This window comes from Sphingopyxis granuli NBRC 100800 (assembly GCF_001591045.1).
GTDB classification, from domain to species: Bacteria; Pseudomonadota; Alphaproteobacteria; order Sphingomonadales; family Sphingomonadaceae; genus Sphingopyxis; species Sphingopyxis granuli.
Window position 1 is genome coordinate 1 of record NZ_BCUA01000038.1, and the last position, 15,969, is coordinate 15,969.

Consider the following 15,969-nt stretch of genomic DNA (forward strand, 5'->3'; position numbering starts at 1 on the left):
AGCGTCCCTGTCTCAAGGGTATAAACGCCAACCTGTTTCAGGGTCGATGGCCTGCCCTCGAAACTGGCGCGGCGCAGAGGGAGAGGTCGGACCGTGGATGCTGAAACGAGTTCAGCATGACGAAGCGGGAAGAGGCGGCGTTTCGCCGAAATCGCCGCCTCTTCGCATATGCCCCCTCCCCCGGGAAGGGGAGGGGTTGAAGTGTCGGTGTCAGGCTTCGCCTTCGGCGGCTTCGCCTTCATCCTTGGTCGTGTCGCCGTCGCTCGACTTGAGCGCCGACGGGGCGACGATCGTCGCGATGGTGAAGTCGCGGTCGGTGATCGCGCTTTCCACGCCCTTCGGCAGGGTGACGTGGCTGATATGGATCGATTCGCCGACGTCGAAGCCGGTGACGTCGATCGTGATGTCGTCGGGAATCTTGTCCGCTTCGCAGATCAGTTCCAGCTCGTGGCGCACGACGTTCAGCACGCCGCCGCGCTTCAGGCCCGGGGACTTCTCCTCGTTCGCGAACAGCACGGGAACGCCGACCTGCACCTTGGTGTCCTTCGACACGCGCAGGAAGTCGGCATGGATCGGACGATCCTTGACCGGATGGAAAGCGACGTCCTTGGGCAGGGTGCGGATGGTCTTGCCGCCCACCTCGATCATCACCACCGAGTTCAGGAACACGCCGGTCATCAGCTGCTTCATCAGCAGCTTTTCCTCGACGTGGATCATCAGGGGGTCTTCGTTGCCGCCATAGACGACGGCGGGGACGCGGCCATTACGACGCAGCTCGCGTGAGGCTCCCTTGCCTGCACGTTCGCGCGTCTCGGCCGTCAGCGTCAGCTGATCGCTCATATCATTTCTCCGAGAAACGGTTGCACAATCCGCCACGCCTCCAGGGATGACCATGACGGAAGCGCGGGCGCATAACGGGGAAAGGGCGAAAAGGCAAGCCGCCGCCGCGAAATGGCGCGGCGTGTCTTGCACCTTCACCATTCGTCATGCTGAACTTGTTTCAGCATCCATGACCGGACCACGCGGCAAACGGCGACGTAAACCGGGAAGACAGACCATGGATGCTGAAACAAGTTCAGCATGACGCAGGTGGGGAGGGTGTACCGAATTCCTACAAGCCGAATCGCCGCCGGCGCGAAATGGCGCGATCTACTGCACCCGCGTCACCGTCAAGCCATCGGCCTCCAGCAGCGCGGGCACGCCCTCGGGGCCGATCAGATGCCCCGCGCCGACCGCGACCAGCAGCGTGCCGGGGCGGTCCATCCGCCGCTTCACCCACGCGCTCCAGCGCCGGTTGCGGTCGGTCAGGATCGCCTTGCGCGCCGCGGGCACCGCCTCGACGTCGGCATTGATGACCGCTTCGAGCGCCGCGACATCGCCGCGCGACCAGGCGTCGGCCAGCGCCCCGACCTCGCGCGGCGCGCTGTCCGCGCGGCTGGCGGCGCGCTCCAGCAGCGTGCGCTGCGCCTCGGGCGGCAGCGTCTCGAACAGCAGCAACTGGGCCTTCGCGGTCTCCAGCCCGCCGATCGGTTTGTCCGCGTCGCGGAAAGCGGCCGTCAGGCCGGCTTCGACGCCGGCGTCGGGCGATAGCTTCGCGAGCGCGGCCGTGCGCTGGCCCATCAACACCATCACCGCCCAGTCGTCGAGGCGGTCGCCGCCGAAGCCGCCGCCCTTCGCCTCCAGCCTGCGATAGCCGCCGAGCGCTTCGCCCGACAGGCGCCGGTCGATCGCAAGCGGCGCGCTGCGCGGCGCAAGCTGTCCGAAGACCGCCCCGGCCGCCGCCAGTTCGTCGGGCGACAATTCCATCACCAGCGCGTCGGCGGCGCGCATCGCCTCGGCGACCTTGCCGCCGTCCCAGTCGGTCCCCCTGGGCAGTGCGTGCATCGTGCCGAGCAGATAGATGCGCGTATCGGGATCGGCGACCAGCCACATCGCGGGTCGCGCCTCGCGCGGCGGTTCGGCCGAACCGCACCCGGCGAACAGCAGGAAGGCGAGGGCGACCGCCGCGCGGCCGCCCCGGCGCCGATGCCAACGGCGCCGCATCATCCCTATTCGACCCGCGTCGCGGCCAATCCGCGTTGCTGGAGATAGGTCTGCACGCTTTGCGGTCCGGCGAGGTGTCCGGCGCCGACCGCGACGAACAGGGTGCCGGGTTGCTCCATGCGCGCCTGCAGCGTCTCGGCCCAGCGCGCGTTGCGGTCGGCCAGCAGGATCTTCGCCAGTTCGGGCGTGGTGGTCATGCTTTCGTTCATCAGCACGGCAAGCTGATCGGGGTCGCCGTTGCTCCACAGCGTCACCAGCCTGTCGATCGTCGGGCCGAGCTGGTCGATGTCCTTGACCGTCGCGTTGAGGTAGGCGACCTGCTGATCCTCCGGCAGCGTGTCGAAGAAACCGAGCTGCTCCTCCAGCGTCTCCAGGCCCTCGACCGGCTTGCCGGCGGCCTTGGCCGCGCGCGTCAGCGTCTTTTCCGCGCCCTGTTCGGGATCGTAGCCGAGGTTGGTCAGCGGCAGCACCGACAGCGTGACCGCGGCGAACCAGGGCTTGAACGCGTCGAACTGCGCCGGCGGGATGCCCAGCCCGGCGAGCGCCGCCTGATAGGCTTTCAGCGCATCGGGTTCGAGCCGCGACGACAGCGTCCTGCCGCTCTGGTCGAGCGCGAGGGGGATCGTCGCCTTGGCGGCCGCCATCTCGTCCTCGGGCAGCACGACCTCGAGCATCAGCGAATCGGAGGCATCGAAGGCCTGCTTCACCGCGCCGTCGAACCAGCTCAGCCCCGGTTTCAGCACGTGGATCGAGCCGAAGAGGTAAATCGTCGTATCCTCGTCCTTCACCACCCACAGCGCGGGCGCGGCGCGGGTTTCGGCCGGTGCTGCTGGGGCGGCGGCAGCGGGTTCGTCGACCTGCGCGAAGGCAAGGGGGGCGGCCGAGCCAAGCGCGAGGGGAAGCAGCGCGCACGCGGCGGCAAGCGTCTTGAACCAGGGTTTCGTTCGGTTTTTCATTCGGGGAAAGCCTTTCATCCGTTCGGGGGTATGTGCCGCAAGGGAAATGGGGAAAGCAAGCGCGGCGGGATCAGCGGAATTTGAGCCAGAGATAGACGACCGCATTGACGACGAGCGTCAGCAGGAACAGCAGCATCGCGTCGGGCGACGGTGCCAGTCCGGCGCGGTGCAGCACCCACCATACGGGCGCGGGAAACATCAGGGCATACCATCCCGCCGTGCTCGCCCACAGCCAGGCATGCTCCTCATGATCGTCGATCGCGCGGTGATAGAGGATCATCGCGATCGCGAGCCCGATCGTCCAGCAAAGCGCGGCCGCGATCGCGAAGCCGGGGGTGAGCGAACCGGTCGCGAGCATCTCGGTCAGGCCGCGCCCTTCGGGCTGATCGACCACGAGCCAGCCGCCGATAAGCCCGCCGATCAGCGCGGCAAAGCCCAGCGACGTCCAATAGCGACGACGGCGCGGCGACATCGGGCGGCGCGGGCGCGGGGTTTCTGCATCAGTCATCGGCATGTCCTTTCTGGCCATCGTCGAAGATTTCCTCGATCGGCATGCCGAACAGGCGCGCCAGCTTGAAGGCGAGCGGCAGCGACGGGTCGTATTTGCCCGTTTCGATCGCATTGACCGCCTGCCGCGACACATCGAGCCGCTCGGCCAGTTCGGCCTGGCTCCAGTTGCGCATCGCGCGCAATATCTTCAACTTGTTGTTCATCGGCGCCTCCAGGGCTCGTCGTGCCGCCAGGCAGCCGCCATCTCATGCGCGCGGCGACAACGCCACCATCATCAGCGCCATCTGCGCTTCCCCCCTCGCGGCCTGAGCGATGGCGTTCGCCGCTTGCGGTTGCGCGCCGGCGACCGTCTCGGCGATGCACTGTGCTTCGATCGCGCGGTCGGCGACGCTGCGCAGACCCGTGCGGCACAATTGGCGCGCCGCGCTTTTCAGCCGCGCGTCGAGTTGCGTCCGGCCGCGCGCCGAAGCGAGGTCGAGGTCGGCGGTGCGGACCGCGATGCGGCCGGTATCGGCATCGGCGCTCGCGGCAAAGGCGGGCGAACCGCCGAGGGCGAGCGTCAGGGCGAGGATGGCGGCGCGAGTCGTCATGGCATCGGTTCCTTCATCGAAGTGACAGTCATGTTGGCCTGTCGTTTTGTCAGGTTTCCATGACTATATGTCGCGATTCACTGACCATGTCAATAAAACATGACAAAAAGTTCGGTTAGCCTGACACGGCTGGTGATTTTCCTCCGTGCCGATCGGGAGCGGAGCCTTGACCCTGCGCCGCTGCTGCGCCAATGCGGCGGCGATTTTGCACCTGCGAAGGAAATGCGGCCGTGGCCGACGCCGAAGCGAAGCGACCCCTCAGCTTTCAGGACGTGATCCTGACCCTGCATGCCTATTGGGGTGCGCGCGGCTGTGCGATCCTTCAGCCCTATGACATGCGCGTCGGGGCGGGGACCTTTCACCCGGCGACGACGCTGCGCAGCCTGGGGCCGGAGCCGTGGAATGTCGCCTATGTCCAGCCGAGCCGCCGCCCGACCGATGGCCGCTACGGCGAGAATCCCAACCGCCTTCAGCATTATTACCAGTATCAGGTGATCCTGAAGCCGTCGCCCGCCGACATTCAGGACCAGTATCTCGGCAGCCTCGCCGCGATCGGCATCGACCCGCTGCTCCACGATATCCGCTTCGTCGAGGACGATTGGGAATCGCCGACGCTGGGCGCATGGGGACTCGGCTGGGAAGTGTGGTGCGACGGGATGGAGGTGTCGCAGTTCACCTATTTCCAGCAGATGGGCGGCTATGACTGCAAGCCGGTCGCGGGCGAGCTGACCTACGGGCTCGAACGCCTCGCCATGTATATCCAGGGCGTCGACAATGTGTACGACCTGCGCTTCTCCGACCCCGTTGGCGACGTGCCGGGGGTCAGCTACGGCGACGTGTTCCTCGAAAATGAGCGGCAATTCTCGAAATGGAATTTCGAGGTCGCCGACACCGATACGCTGTTCGCGGGCTTCAAGGCGGCCGAGGCCGAATGCGAGCGCGCGATCGCCGCACAGGTTCCGCTCGCCGCCTACGACCAGGCGATCGAGGCGAGCCACCTCTTCAACCTGCTCCAGGCGCGCGGCGTCATCAGCGTGCAGGAACGCGCCAACTACATGGCCCGCGTCCGCGACCTCGCCAAGGGAAGCTGCAAGGCGTGGATCGACAGCCAGTCCGACCGCTGGACCGCAGCCTGGCCGGGATGGACGCTGTGATGGCCGTCCAAAATCCTCCCCGGAACGGGGAGGGGGACCACGCGCAGCGTGGTGGAGGGGGCTCGCGGAGCCTGCAACGCCCGCAGGTCTATGCCGCCCGCAAACTCCGCCGCGAAATGACCTTGCCCGAGGTTCTCTTGTGGGAGCAACTGCGCGGCCAGAAACTGGGCGCGAAATTCCGTCGTCAACACCCGGTCGGTCCCTATGTCGCGGATTTCTGCTGCATGGCTGCAAGACTGATCGTCGAAATCGACGGCGAGGCGCATGATCGCGGGACGGCACCGGCTCGTGACGCCGCGCGTGAGGCACGCCTGGCAGCGCAAGGATTTGAGGTCGTTCGCGTGACGGCAAAGGATGTGCTGGAAAATATGGACGGCGTCGTCGCGCTGCTTCGGCTCAAGGCCGATAGCCCCTTCCACCATGCCTCCGGCATGGTCCCCCTCCCCGCAAGCGGGGAGGATGTGCAATGACCGACTTCCTTCTCGAACTGCGCAGCGAGGAAATTCCCGCCCGTATGCAGGCCGGCGCGCGCGCCGAGCTGGAAAAGCTGTTCCGCGCCCGGATGGAGGCGGCGGGGCTGGCGGTCGGCGAACTGACCATCTGGTCGACCCCGCGCCGGCTCGCGCTGATCGCGAAGGACCTTCCCGACGCGACCGCCGCGGTCAGCGAGGAGTTGAAGGGCCCGCGCACCAGTGCCCCCCCTCAGGCACTCGAGGGTTTCCTGCGCAAGACCGGGCTGACGCAGGACCGGCTCGAAGACCGCGACGGCGTCTGGTTCGCGGTGATCGACAAGCCCGGCCGTGCAACGAACGAGGTGCTGGCGGAGGCGATTCCCGCGATCGTCCGTGCCTTCGCCTGGCCCAAGTCGATGCGCTGGGGCCGCGACAGCGCGAACAGCGACAGCCTGCGCTGGGTGCGGCCGCTGTCGGGCATCGTCGCGCTGTTCGGCGAACGGTTGATTGCCTGTGAAGTTGGCGGGATTTCCGCGGGTTTCGCGACGCGCGGTCACCGCTTCCATTGCCCGGGCGAGATCACCATCGGCTCGGCGGCGGATTATGCCGACAAGCTGCGCGCCTGCCATGTCATCGTCGATCAGGAGGAACGCGCCCGCATCATCCGCGAAGGCTCGGCCAGGGTCGCGGCCGACGCCGGGCTGACGCTCGTCGAGGACGAAGGGCTGGTGGTTGAGAATGCCGGGCTCACCGAATGGCCGGTGCCGCTGCTCGGCCGCTTCGACGAAAGCTTCCTCGATGTGCCGCCCGAGGTGATCCAGCTCACGGCGCGGGTGAACCAGAAATATTTCGTCGTGACCGGTGCCGACGGCAGGCTGGCGAACGGTTTCGTCTGCACCGCGAACATCGCGGCGAGCGACGGCGGCGCCGCGATCGTCGCGGGCAACCGCAAGGTCCTCGCCGCGCGCCTGTCCGATGCGCGCTTCTTCTGGGAACAGGACCAGAAGAAGACGCTGGCGCAGCACGCGGAGAAGCTCGCGAACATCACCTTTCACGAAAAGCTGGGCACCGTCGCCGACAAGGTCGAGCGCGTCGCGAAGCTCGCGCGCTGGCTGGTGGAAGAGGGTATCGTCGCTCCCTCGTGTGTTCCCGCGCAGGCGGGAACCCAGGGCGGTGATGCGCCGGCGTCTGCGGACGCAAGCTCTGGACCCCCGCCTTCGCGGGGGAACACGGAAGTGTCGCGCAAGGAACTGGCTGACCAAGCCGAACGCGCGGCGCGCTTGGCGAAGGCCGACCTCGTCACCGAAATGGTCGGCGAGTTTCCCGAACTGCAGGGCCTGATGGGCGGCTATTACGCCCGCGCCGAAGGCCTGCCCGATGCCGTCGCCGACGCGATCCGCGATCACTACAAGCCGGTCGGGCAGGGCGACGACGTGCCGACCGCACCGGTGACGGTGGCCGTGGCGCTGGCGGACAAGCTGGATACGCTTCTCGGATTTTTCGCCATGGGCATGAAGCCCAGCGGATCTAAAGACCCATATGCTCTTCGACGTGCAACGCTTGGAATTATCGCTCTGTTCATTCGGAATGGTATTCGATTTAACCTTCAGATGCTGGATTGGTGGGTAGGAAATTTCTTTCCTCCGCCGCCGGAGCCGACTGAAGCTGATCAGTTAATCGAAGAACTGCAGGCTCGCGATCCCAACTATGGAGTTCGTTGGGAAGGTCAGGATTTCGTATACTACCACGGAGACGTGGAACTGTTCCGCTATCGGCGAGAGTCAGATGACGAAAAGCTCGGGATTTTGTGGGATGGCTTTGCCGATCTGCTCGACTTCTTCGCCGACCGTCTGAAGGTTCAGCAACGCGAAGCCGGCGTCCGCCATGACCTGATCGACGCGGTGTTCGCGCTCGGCGGCGAGGATGATCTCGTTCGCCTGCTCGCGCGCGTGCAGGCGTTGCAGGCCTTCATGGCGACCGACGACGGCGCCAATCTTCTCGCCGGCTACAAGCGCGCGGCGAATATCCTGAAGCAGGCGGGTGAGGTGACCGATGCCGCTGCCGCCACCGCGCCTACCGAAGTCGATGCAACCCTGCTCGCCGCGCTCGATGCCGCCGAACCCGCAGCCTCGGCTGCGGTCGCCGCCGAGCGTTTCACCGATGCCATGGCGGCCCTTGCGACGCTCCGCGCGCCGATCGACGCTTTCTTCGAGGGCGTGATGGTCAACGATCCCGATCCGGCGGTCCGGGCGTATCGCCTGGGCCTGCTCGCCCGATTTACCGGCGCCGTCCACGGCGTCGCCGATTTCTCGAAGATTGAGGGCTGACGCCATGGCTATGCGGCATCCCTTATAGTGCGCGAAGCAAATCTGAATCGACCATAGGGCGTGGCGTCCCTATTTCCCCGCCAACCCTCCTCCCCGGGGCAGCAGGAGCATGACATGACGACGATGGTGCATTTGTTCGGCGGCACGGCCACGACGGCCGAGCGTGCGAAGGAATTGCTGGGCGGCAAGGGCGCGAACCTGGCCGAAATGGCCTCGATCGGGCTGCCGGTGCCGCCGGGCTTCACCATCACCACCGAAGTCTGCACCGCCTATTACGACAATGCGGAGCAGTTCCCCGCCGGTCTGGCCGACGAGGTCGCGAGCGGCATCGCGCATATCGAGGGGCTGACCGGCCGCACCTTCGGCGACCCCGCCAATCCGCTTCTCGTCTCGGTCCGCTCGGGCGCGCGCGTGTCGATGCCGGGGATGATGGACACCGTCCTCAACCTCGGCCTCAACGACCGCACCGTCGCCGGGCTCGCCGAAGCTTCGGGCGACCCGCGCTTCGCGTGGGACAGCTATCGCCGCTTCATCCAGATGTACGCCGACGTCGTCATGGGCCTCGACCATGCGGCGTTCGAGGAAGCGCTGGAAACCGCGAAGGAAGACAAGGGCTTCTATCTCGATACCGAGATGGCGGCAGAGGATTGGCAGGCGCTCGTCATCGAATATCAGGCGATCGTGCAGCGCGAGACCGGCGCGCCCTTCCCGCAGGAGCCGAAGGATCAGCTGTGGGGCGCGATCGGCGCCGTCTTCGCGAGCTGGGAAAGCGACCGCGCGAAAGTCTATCGCCGCCTGAACGCGATCCCCGGCGAATGGGGCACCGCGGTCAATGTGCAGGCGATGGTGTTCGGCAACATGGGCGACACGTCGGCGACCGGCGTCGCCTTCACCCGCGATCCCGCGACCGGCGAGCGCGCCTGGTACGGCGAATGGCTGATCAACGCGCAGGGCGAGGACGTCGTCGCGGGCATCCGCACGCCGCAATATCTGACCCGCGCGGCGCGCGAGAAGGCCGGCGCCAAGCCGCTCAGCATGGAAGAGGCGATGCCCGAAACCTTCGCCGAGCTGGGCAGCGTCTTCGACACGCTCGAAAACCACTATCGCGACATGCAGGACATCGAGTTCACCGTCGAGCGCGGCAAGCTGTGGATGCTCCAGACGCGGAGCGGCAAGCGCACCGCGAAGGCGGCGCTGAAGATCGCGGTCGACATGGCGGCCGAAGGGCTGATCTCCGAGCAGGAAGCGGTGCAGCGCGTCGATCCCGGCGCGCTCGACCAGCTTCTCCATCCGACCCTCGACCCGAAGGCGCCGCGCGACGTGCTCACCAAGGGGCTGCCGGCGAGCCCCGGCGCCGCGTCGGGCGAGATCATGTTCGACGCCGACAGCGCCGAAAAGGCCGCGGGAATGGGCAAGGCGGTGATCCTCGTCCGCATCGAGACGTCGCCCGAGGATATTCACGGCATGCACGCCGCAAAGGGCATCCTGACCGCGCGCGGCGGGATGACCAGCCACGCGGCGGTCGTCGCGCGCGGCATGGGTCGTCCCTGCGTCTCGGGCGCGGGCGGGCTCAGCATCGACGGCGCGGCGCGCGTGCTGCGCGTCGCCGGGCGCGAACTGCGCGAAGGCGACGTCATCACCCTCGACGGCTCGACCGGCGAGGTGATGGCGGGCGAGGTGCCGACGCTGCTTCCCGAACTGGTCGGCGACTTCGGCACGCTGATGGGCTGGGCCGACAAGGTGCGCCGGATGAAGGTCCGCACCAACGCCGAGACCCCCGCCGACGCGCAGGTCGCGCGCGATTTCGGGGCCGAGGGCATCGGGCTTTGCCGCACCGAGCATATGTTCTTCGACGCCGCGCGCATCGCCGCGGTGCGCGAGATGATCCTCGCCGACAGCGAGGATGGCCGCCGCGCCGCGCTCGCCAAGCTGCTGCCCGAGCAGCGTGGCGATTTCGCCGCGATCTTCCGCGTGATGGCGGGCCTGCCGGTCACCATCCGTCTGCTCGACCCGCCGCTGCACGAATTCCTGCCGACGCGCGAAGAGGATTTCGCCGAGGTCGCCGCCGCGGCGGGCGTCGGAATCGAGGCGCTGAAGGCGCGCGCGAGCGAACTGCACGAATTCAACCCGATGCTCGGCCATCGCGGCTGCCGCCTCGGCGTCACCTATCCCGAAATCTACGAGATGCAGGCACGGGCGATCTTCGAGGCGGCATGCGACGTCGCTGCCGAGACCGGCTCCGCGCCGGTTCCCGAAGTGATGATCCCGCTCGTCGCCACGCGCCGCGAATTCGACCTGATGAAGGCGGTCGTCGACGCGGCGGCGAAGGCGGTGTTCGCGGAGAAGGGCCGCGAGATCGCCTATCTGGTCGGCACGATGATCGAACTGCCGCGCGCCGCGCTGATGGCGGGGGAAATCGCGCAGGCGGCCGAATTCTTCAGCTTCGGCACCAACGATCTCACCCAGACCACGCTCGGCGTCAGCCGCGACGACGCGGGCCGCTTCCTGACCCAATATGTCGACAAGGGCATCTTCGTCACCGACCCCTTCGTCAGCATCGATGTCGAGGGTGTCGGCCAGCTGATCGAGATCGCGGCCGAGCGCGGCCGCGGCGCGCGCGCGGGCATCAAGCTCGGTATCTGCGGCGAGCATGGCGGCGATGCGCCGAGCATCCATTTCTGCGAGCGGACCGGTCTCGACTATGTCAGCGCCTCGCCCTACCGCGTTCCGATCGCCCGGCTCGCGGCGGCGCAGGCGGCGTTGAAACGCGGGTGATCGCCGCGGCGGCGCGATCCCCTGTTCGCCGGTCCAAAAAGGCGAAATAGGGGGTTGCGCCCCCCCGCGACTGCCCGTAAAGGCACCGCTCCACGCACCCGTAGCTCAGCTGGATAGAGCACCAGACTACGAATCTGGGGGTCGGACGTTCGAATCGTTCCGGGTGCGCCATTTTCAAACGGCATCGCGAACATCTGGCTCGGCTGCCGGGAAATTATCCCGTTCAGGCTGAACCGGCTCCCACGTCCGCCCTGTTTTGATTGGGGTGGGCCTGGCCTTGCGCAAGGCCAGGGCCCATCCTCCCCTACATGCCGAAGGCTATGCCGACGCGCCCGCCGGTCGAGCCCTTGACGGTGGACCCCGCAAAGCCGCCGCTGATATAGACGCGCGGCGCGGCGCGGACGACCACTGCGCCGGAAAAGCCCTGTTCGCCGCGATAGGTCGCGAGGTTGAACGAGACCGAAACATCGCTGTCCGGCACGATCATCGTACCCCCCAGCGCCATCGCCGTCGCGATGCCGCCGTTGGCCCGCCGGAATCCTTCCGTGGAGACGCTTTCGAGCGCGTGGACGCGGCTGTCCAGTTGCGACACGCCATCGTCGATCGCGGCGATGGCCGATCCGACGTCATGATAGGCGGCTCCCCCGACCATATAGGTCGGCGCGGACATGACTCCGGTTCCCACATCATAGGCCGCCCCGCCGCCCAGCGCGGTCGTGACCGCGGTGGCGGCCCTGTTCACCTGGCCCACATTGACTGCGTCGGTGGCCGCCGTGCCAGCCGCAACGTTGACGACGCGCCGCTCCGCGCCCGCCGCGCCGACCGAGACGACATTGTCCTGATCGGCGACCGACCCGGCGCCCAGCGCCACGGCATTGGTGCCGGTCGCCGACGCCGCATTGCCCAGCGCGACATTGCCGTCGCCTTTCGCGACCGACCGGTTGCCGAGCGCCACCGCGCCGTCGCCGAATGCGGTGTTGTCCGCGCCGATGGCGACGGCCCCGGTGCCGCTCGCGACATTGGGATCGCCGATCGCCACCGCGCCGTTGCCCGACGCCAGTTGCTGAAAGCCGATCGCGACCGCGCTGCCGTCCTCGGCTAGGGAGCCGGCACCGATCGCCACCGCCGCGCCGCTGTCGGCCACGGCGTTGGTGCCGATCGCGACGGTGTTGATCGCATTGCCCTTCGCGCCGAAACCCAAGGCGACCGCCTGAATATCGGAGACGGTCTGAAAGCCGATGGCGACGCCGCCATTGCCGTTGGCCGCGCTCTGCCCGCCCAGCGCGACGCTATCGTTGCCGCTGGCCTCAGCGTAAGTGCCAAGGGCGGTGGAGCCATCGCCAATGGCCTTGGCCATATATCCCGCGGCGGTCGCGCCGTCAGCGCCGGAGGCCGTCGCGGTGCCGAGCGCGGTGCCGTTCGCCTGCGTGACCTCCGCCCCAAATCCCAAGGCCGAGCCATGGTCGGCGGCTCTTGCGTAGTAGCCGAACGCCGCGGCGTATTCGCCGGCGGTGCTGCTGGAGCCGACGGCGACGCCCTTAACGCCGGTCTGCGCGGTGGTGCCGATCGCCGTGCCGTCTTTTTCAGCCCGGCTGTCGGCGCCAAGCGCCATGGCGCTCGCGCCGGCGGCCACGGCGTGGTAGCCGAGCGACGTGCTCGATTCGCCTTGCGCCACGGCAAATCCGCCCACAGCGGTGCCATGGGCGCCGGCGACAGTGGCATAGGAACCCAGCGCGGTATCGCCTTCATTGTTGGCATAGGCGCCGAATCCCAGCGCCGTGCTTACCACGCCGGTTGCGTAGGCTTCGGTGCCCAGCGCCGTTGCGTTCCCCTTGTTGGCATAGGCACCTGCGCCGATCGCGACGCTATTGTCGCCGGTGGCGGTCGCCGTATCGCCGATGGCGGTCGATTTCTCCCCGCTCGCGAGGCTGTTCACGCCGCATTCGGTCGAATTGGCGCCGCTTCCGGCATTGCATTCGGGCGTGGGGTCGGCCCAGGCGGGCGCGGGGAGGGCGAGCGCCAGGGGCGTGGCGGCGAGGAGCAGGGTCGAAATACGCGTCTTGTGCACGGTCAGGGTCTCCTTGTTATGGACCGTGAGATGTGCGTTGAACCGCGCCTTTTCGGCCCGGCGACCCTGTTGCATCGTCTCTCGCGGCGGCTATGTGCCCTTGCCGATTGCCATGCCCGCCGGCGTCCGTCTTGGACGGCGCGGAACACGGCACGGACGGTGCGGAACAATGCCGAAAAACAATTGATGACCGGCGCAACAGGTAAGCCGTCGATCGTTAGTTGTTACTCGCCGTGAAAAACGGGCCGGGATAAGTAGTCGTCCCCATTTTTCCCTATCTGCGATCGACCGCACGGCTTGCCGGCCGGTCTGCCGTCAGTTCAGCAGGGTGCGGATCGCCGGCGAAGCGGCGGCGAGGCCGTCGCGCTCCATTTCGTCGAGCGTGGCGCGCGCCATGGCGCGATAGGGGGCGCCCAGCGCCGGGCAATCGGCGTCGATCGCGGCGAGGTGCCGGGCGATCGTGTCGCCGTCGCCGCGCAGCAGCGGCCCCGACAGCGCGGAAAAGCCGTGCGCCAGACTGTTTTCCAGTGCGGCGCGGACCAGCGGCGCCAGCATCGCCTCGGGCGCGTCGGCGCCTGCGGTGCGCAAGGCCTGCGACGCACCGGCGAGCAATGTCACCAGATGGTTGGCGGCGTGGCAGAGCGCGGCGTGGTAGAGGGTGCGCTGCGCCTCGGCGATCTCGACTGCGGTGCCGCCGAGCCGTTCGATCACCCCACGGGCGCGCGGCAGCGTCGCGGGGTCCGATACCGTGACCGCGAAATGCGCGGCCGCCATCCGCTCGATTTCGGTGCGCGGATTGCCGGTGAAGGTCATCACCGGATGGATCGCCGCGATCTGCGCTCCCGCTGCCGCCAGCGGATCGAGAATCGCCGCGCCGCTGCGGCCGCTGACGTGAAAGACGAAGGGCGCATGCGGAGGCGCCAGATCGCGCGCCAGCTCGGCCGCCATGGCCGCAACCGCGTCGTCCGCGACCGCGATGACGATCAGGTCGCACGCGTCGGCGATCGCGCGCAGGTCGGTGGTGGCCGCGCCGGCAGCCTCTCGGGCGAGCGCCTCGGCCTGCTCCCGCGAGCGGCCCCAGACGAGCGGCGGCAGGTCGGCATACGGAGCAAGCGCCAGCATCAGCGCGTGCGCCACCCGGCCGGTCCCGATGATTCCCAGGCGGCGGCAGAGGCGTTTGTCGGTCATGCGTTCGTCCCTAGCGCGCCGGCGCGCGGGCGGCCATGCCGGATCGGATCATGACGCCGCCATGCAATCCATGCATGGACGCGCGCGGCGCGATCGGCTTATCATCGGCGTCGATCAACGAAAGGGGACAGGGCGGCCATGGCGCACTACGGCGATTTTCAGCACGAGATCTATTTCGGCGGGCTCAGCGGCGTGCTGCCCAAATATCCTGTCGATTTCGCGGGGCTCGAGGCGCGCGCGCAGGCGGCGATGGCGCCGTCGCTGCTCAAATATGTCCAGGGCGGCTGCGGCGACGAGTTCACGCAGGACAGCAATGCCTCGGCCTTTCGGCACTGGGGCATCGTGCCGCGGATGATGGTCGATTGCTCGGTGCGCGACCTGTCGATCGATCTGTTCGGCATGACGCTGCCGACGCCGCTGTTCATGGCGCCCATCGGGGTCACCGGCCTTTGCACGCAGGACGGGCATGGCGACATCGCCGCCGCGCGCGCCGCGGCGCTGACCGGGGTGCCGCTGACCGCCTCGACGCTGTCGAACGATCCGATGGAGGACGTCGCCGCGGCGATGGGCGACACGCCGGGCTTTTTCCAGCTCTATACGCCGAAGGACAAGGACCTGGCCGAGAGCCTCGTCCACCGTGCCGAAGCGGCGGGATACAAGGCGATCATCGTCACGCTCGACACCTGGGTAACGGGCTGGCGACCGCGCGACCTCAACGATTCGAATTTCCCGCAGCTGCGCGGGCACGTCCTGTCCAACTATTGGTCCGACCCCCGCTTCCGCACGATGGTCGGCGGCCCGCCCGAAGAGGATGTGCGCACCGGCGTGATGACCTGGGCGGGCACCTTCGGCAAGGTGCTGACGTGGGACGACATGCCCTGGCTGCGCTCGCTGACCAAACTGCCGATCGTCCTCAAGGGTATCTGCCATCCCGACGATGCCCGCCGCGCGATCGATGGCGGCGCCGACGCCATCTATTGCTCGAACCACGGCGGGCGGCAGGCGAATGGCGGCATCGCCGCGATCGACATGCTGCCCGACGTCGTTGCGGCCGCCGGCAGCACGCCGGTGCTGTTCGATTCGGGGGTCCGGTCGGGCAGCGACGTGGCGAAGGCGCTGGCGCTCGGCGCGACCGCGGTCGGCGTCGGACGGCCGTACAGCTATGGGCTGGCGCTGGGCGGTGCCGAAGGCGCCGCGCATGTGCTGCGCTCGCTGCTGGCCGAGGCCGACCTGCTGATGGCGGTCGACGGCTATCCGACCATCGCCGCGCTGCGCGAAGCCGGGGCGCGGCGTCTGCCCTGACGGCGATGGGGCGTGCCGAACGCGGAACGTCGGTCCCGGCGCGACGGATCGTGCCCGGCCCGCGACCGGCCGCCCCGATCGCCTAACCCTTCCTTTACGACGATCGGATAGACCGGGTTCGGGAAAACGCGGGGGGCGCCATGCGGCCGAAGGCCGCCGAACGGAGTGTCGTGGTGCTCGAAAATCAGAAGATTCGGCCGGCGTCGGTGATCGGACCGATGGGCAGTGAGTTGACGCTGGCGGATTTGCCGAAGCGCAACACGCGGCGTTGGGTCAGCCGCCGCAAGGCGGAGGTGGTCGCCGCCGTCGAGGGCGGACTGATCACGGTCGACGAAGCGTGCGAGCGCTATAATCTCAGCCTTGAGGAGTTCGCCTCGTGGCAGCGGGCCTACGACCGCCTCGGCGTTCGGGCGCTGCGCGCGACGCGCGTCCAATATTATCGGGAGAAGTTCGGCCTCTGACGGCCGACTCCCGGCCGGTGCTCCCTTATAGTCTGTGGGATTCGGGTGTTTGCGGACGCATATGGGCGTGTCCCCGCGAAGGCGGGGACCCAGTGCGGTGGAACGCAAACCCTGATTTCATACGCTCTGGACTCCCGCCTTCG

Annotated in this window: 14 protein-coding genes and 1 tRNA gene; 7 read left to right on the forward strand and 8 right to left on the reverse strand. The window is 67.8% G+C overall.

Annotation, left to right across the window (positions count from 1 at the left end):
- Positions 1-210: 210 nt before the first annotated feature.
- From SGR02S_RS10540 to SGR02S_RS10565, 6 genes are all read right to left on the reverse strand, one after another.
- The gene (locus tag SGR02S_RS10540; protein ID WP_104959736.1) at positions 211-840 is read right to left on the reverse strand and encodes a 50S ribosomal protein L25/general stress protein Ctc; all 630 of its coding nucleotides are present in this window, start codon (positions 838-840) and stop codon (positions 211-213) included.
- 309 nt (positions 841-1,149) lie between these two features.
- Positions 1,150-2,046, reverse strand: coding sequence for a TraB/GumN family protein (locus SGR02S_RS10545; protein ID WP_255211442.1), 897 nt, complete (start codon positions 2,044-2,046; stop codon positions 1,150-1,152).
- 2 nt (positions 2,047-2,048) lie between these two features.
- Positions 2,049-2,999, reverse strand: coding sequence for a TraB/GumN family protein (locus SGR02S_RS10550; RefSeq protein WP_082797087.1), 951 nt, complete (start codon positions 2,997-2,999; stop codon positions 2,049-2,051).
- Positions 3,000-3,069: 70 nt separating this feature from the next.
- On the reverse strand, positions 3,070-3,507 hold the full coding sequence (locus tag SGR02S_RS10555) for a hypothetical protein (protein ID WP_156483049.1): 438 nt from the start codon (positions 3,505-3,507) through the stop codon (positions 3,070-3,072).
- On the reverse strand, positions 3,500-3,712 hold the full coding sequence (locus SGR02S_RS10560) for a helix-turn-helix transcriptional regulator (protein ID WP_067109053.1): 213 nt from the start codon (positions 3,710-3,712) through the stop codon (positions 3,500-3,502). The genes SGR02S_RS10555 and SGR02S_RS10560 overlap by 8 nt, the downstream gene beginning before the upstream one ends.
- Positions 3,713-3,754: 42 nt before the next feature.
- Entirely contained in the window at positions 3,755-4,099 is a 345-nt protein-coding gene (locus SGR02S_RS10565; protein ID WP_067109056.1) for a UrcA family protein, read from the reverse strand.
- 191 nt (positions 4,100-4,290) lie between these two features.
- On the opposite strand from SGR02S_RS10565, the gene SGR02S_RS10570 reads away from it, so the two are divergent.
- From SGR02S_RS10570 to SGR02S_RS10590, 5 genes are all read left to right on the forward strand, one after another.
- Positions 4,291-5,253 (forward strand): glycine--tRNA ligase subunit alpha, encoded by a 963-nt coding sequence (locus SGR02S_RS10570; RefSeq protein WP_067109058.1) that lies wholly within the window; start codon positions 4,291-4,293, stop codon positions 5,251-5,253.
- 116 nt (positions 5,254-5,369) lie between these two features.
- Positions 5,370-5,723, forward strand: a complete 354-nt coding sequence (locus SGR02S_RS19605) for an endonuclease domain-containing protein (RefSeq protein ID WP_419964914.1) — start codon at positions 5,370-5,372, stop codon at positions 5,721-5,723.
- A complete protein-coding gene (glyS, locus tag SGR02S_RS10580; protein ID WP_067109061.1) occupies positions 5,720-8,032 on the forward strand; it encodes a glycine--tRNA ligase subunit beta in 2,313 nt (770 codons plus the stop codon). Before SGR02S_RS19605 ends, glyS begins: the two co-directional genes overlap by 4 nt.
- 114 nt (positions 8,033-8,146) lie before the next feature.
- Positions 8,147-10,807, forward strand: coding sequence for a pyruvate, phosphate dikinase (gene ppdK / locus SGR02S_RS10585; RefSeq protein WP_067109065.1), 2,661 nt, complete (start codon positions 8,147-8,149; stop codon positions 10,805-10,807).
- Positions 10,808-10,901: 94 nt separating this feature from the next.
- Positions 10,902-10,978, forward strand: a tRNA-Arg gene (locus tag SGR02S_RS10590).
- Between the two features lie 133 nt (positions 10,979-11,111).
- Here SGR02S_RS10590 and SGR02S_RS10595 read toward each other — a convergent pair.
- Both SGR02S_RS10595 and SGR02S_RS10600 read right to left on the reverse strand, forming a co-directional pair.
- Positions 11,112-12,875, reverse strand: coding sequence for a hypothetical protein (locus SGR02S_RS10595; RefSeq protein ID WP_169799673.1), 1,764 nt, complete (start codon positions 12,873-12,875; stop codon positions 11,112-11,114).
- Positions 12,876-13,190: 315 nt separating this feature from the next.
- Positions 13,191-14,063 (reverse strand): Rossmann-like and DUF2520 domain-containing protein, encoded by an 873-nt coding sequence (locus tag SGR02S_RS10600; protein WP_067109071.1) that lies wholly within the window; start codon positions 14,061-14,063, stop codon positions 13,191-13,193.
- Positions 14,064-14,201: 138 nt separating this feature from the next.
- On the opposite strand from SGR02S_RS10600, the gene SGR02S_RS10605 reads away from it, so the two are divergent.
- Together SGR02S_RS10605 and sciP are read left to right on the forward strand one after the other, a co-directional pair.
- On the forward strand, positions 14,202-15,365 hold the full coding sequence (locus tag SGR02S_RS10605) for an alpha-hydroxy-acid oxidizing protein (protein WP_067109074.1): 1,164 nt from the start codon (positions 14,202-14,204) through the stop codon (positions 15,363-15,365).
- Between the two features lie 173 nt (positions 15,366-15,538).
- Positions 15,539-15,826 carry a CtrA inhibitor SciP gene (gene sciP, locus SGR02S_RS10610; protein ID WP_067109134.1) on the forward strand — a complete coding sequence of 96 codons (288 nt, stop codon included), beginning with the start codon at positions 15,539-15,541 and terminating at the stop codon, positions 15,824-15,826.
- The last annotated feature ends 143 nt before the right edge of the window (positions 15,827-15,969 follow it).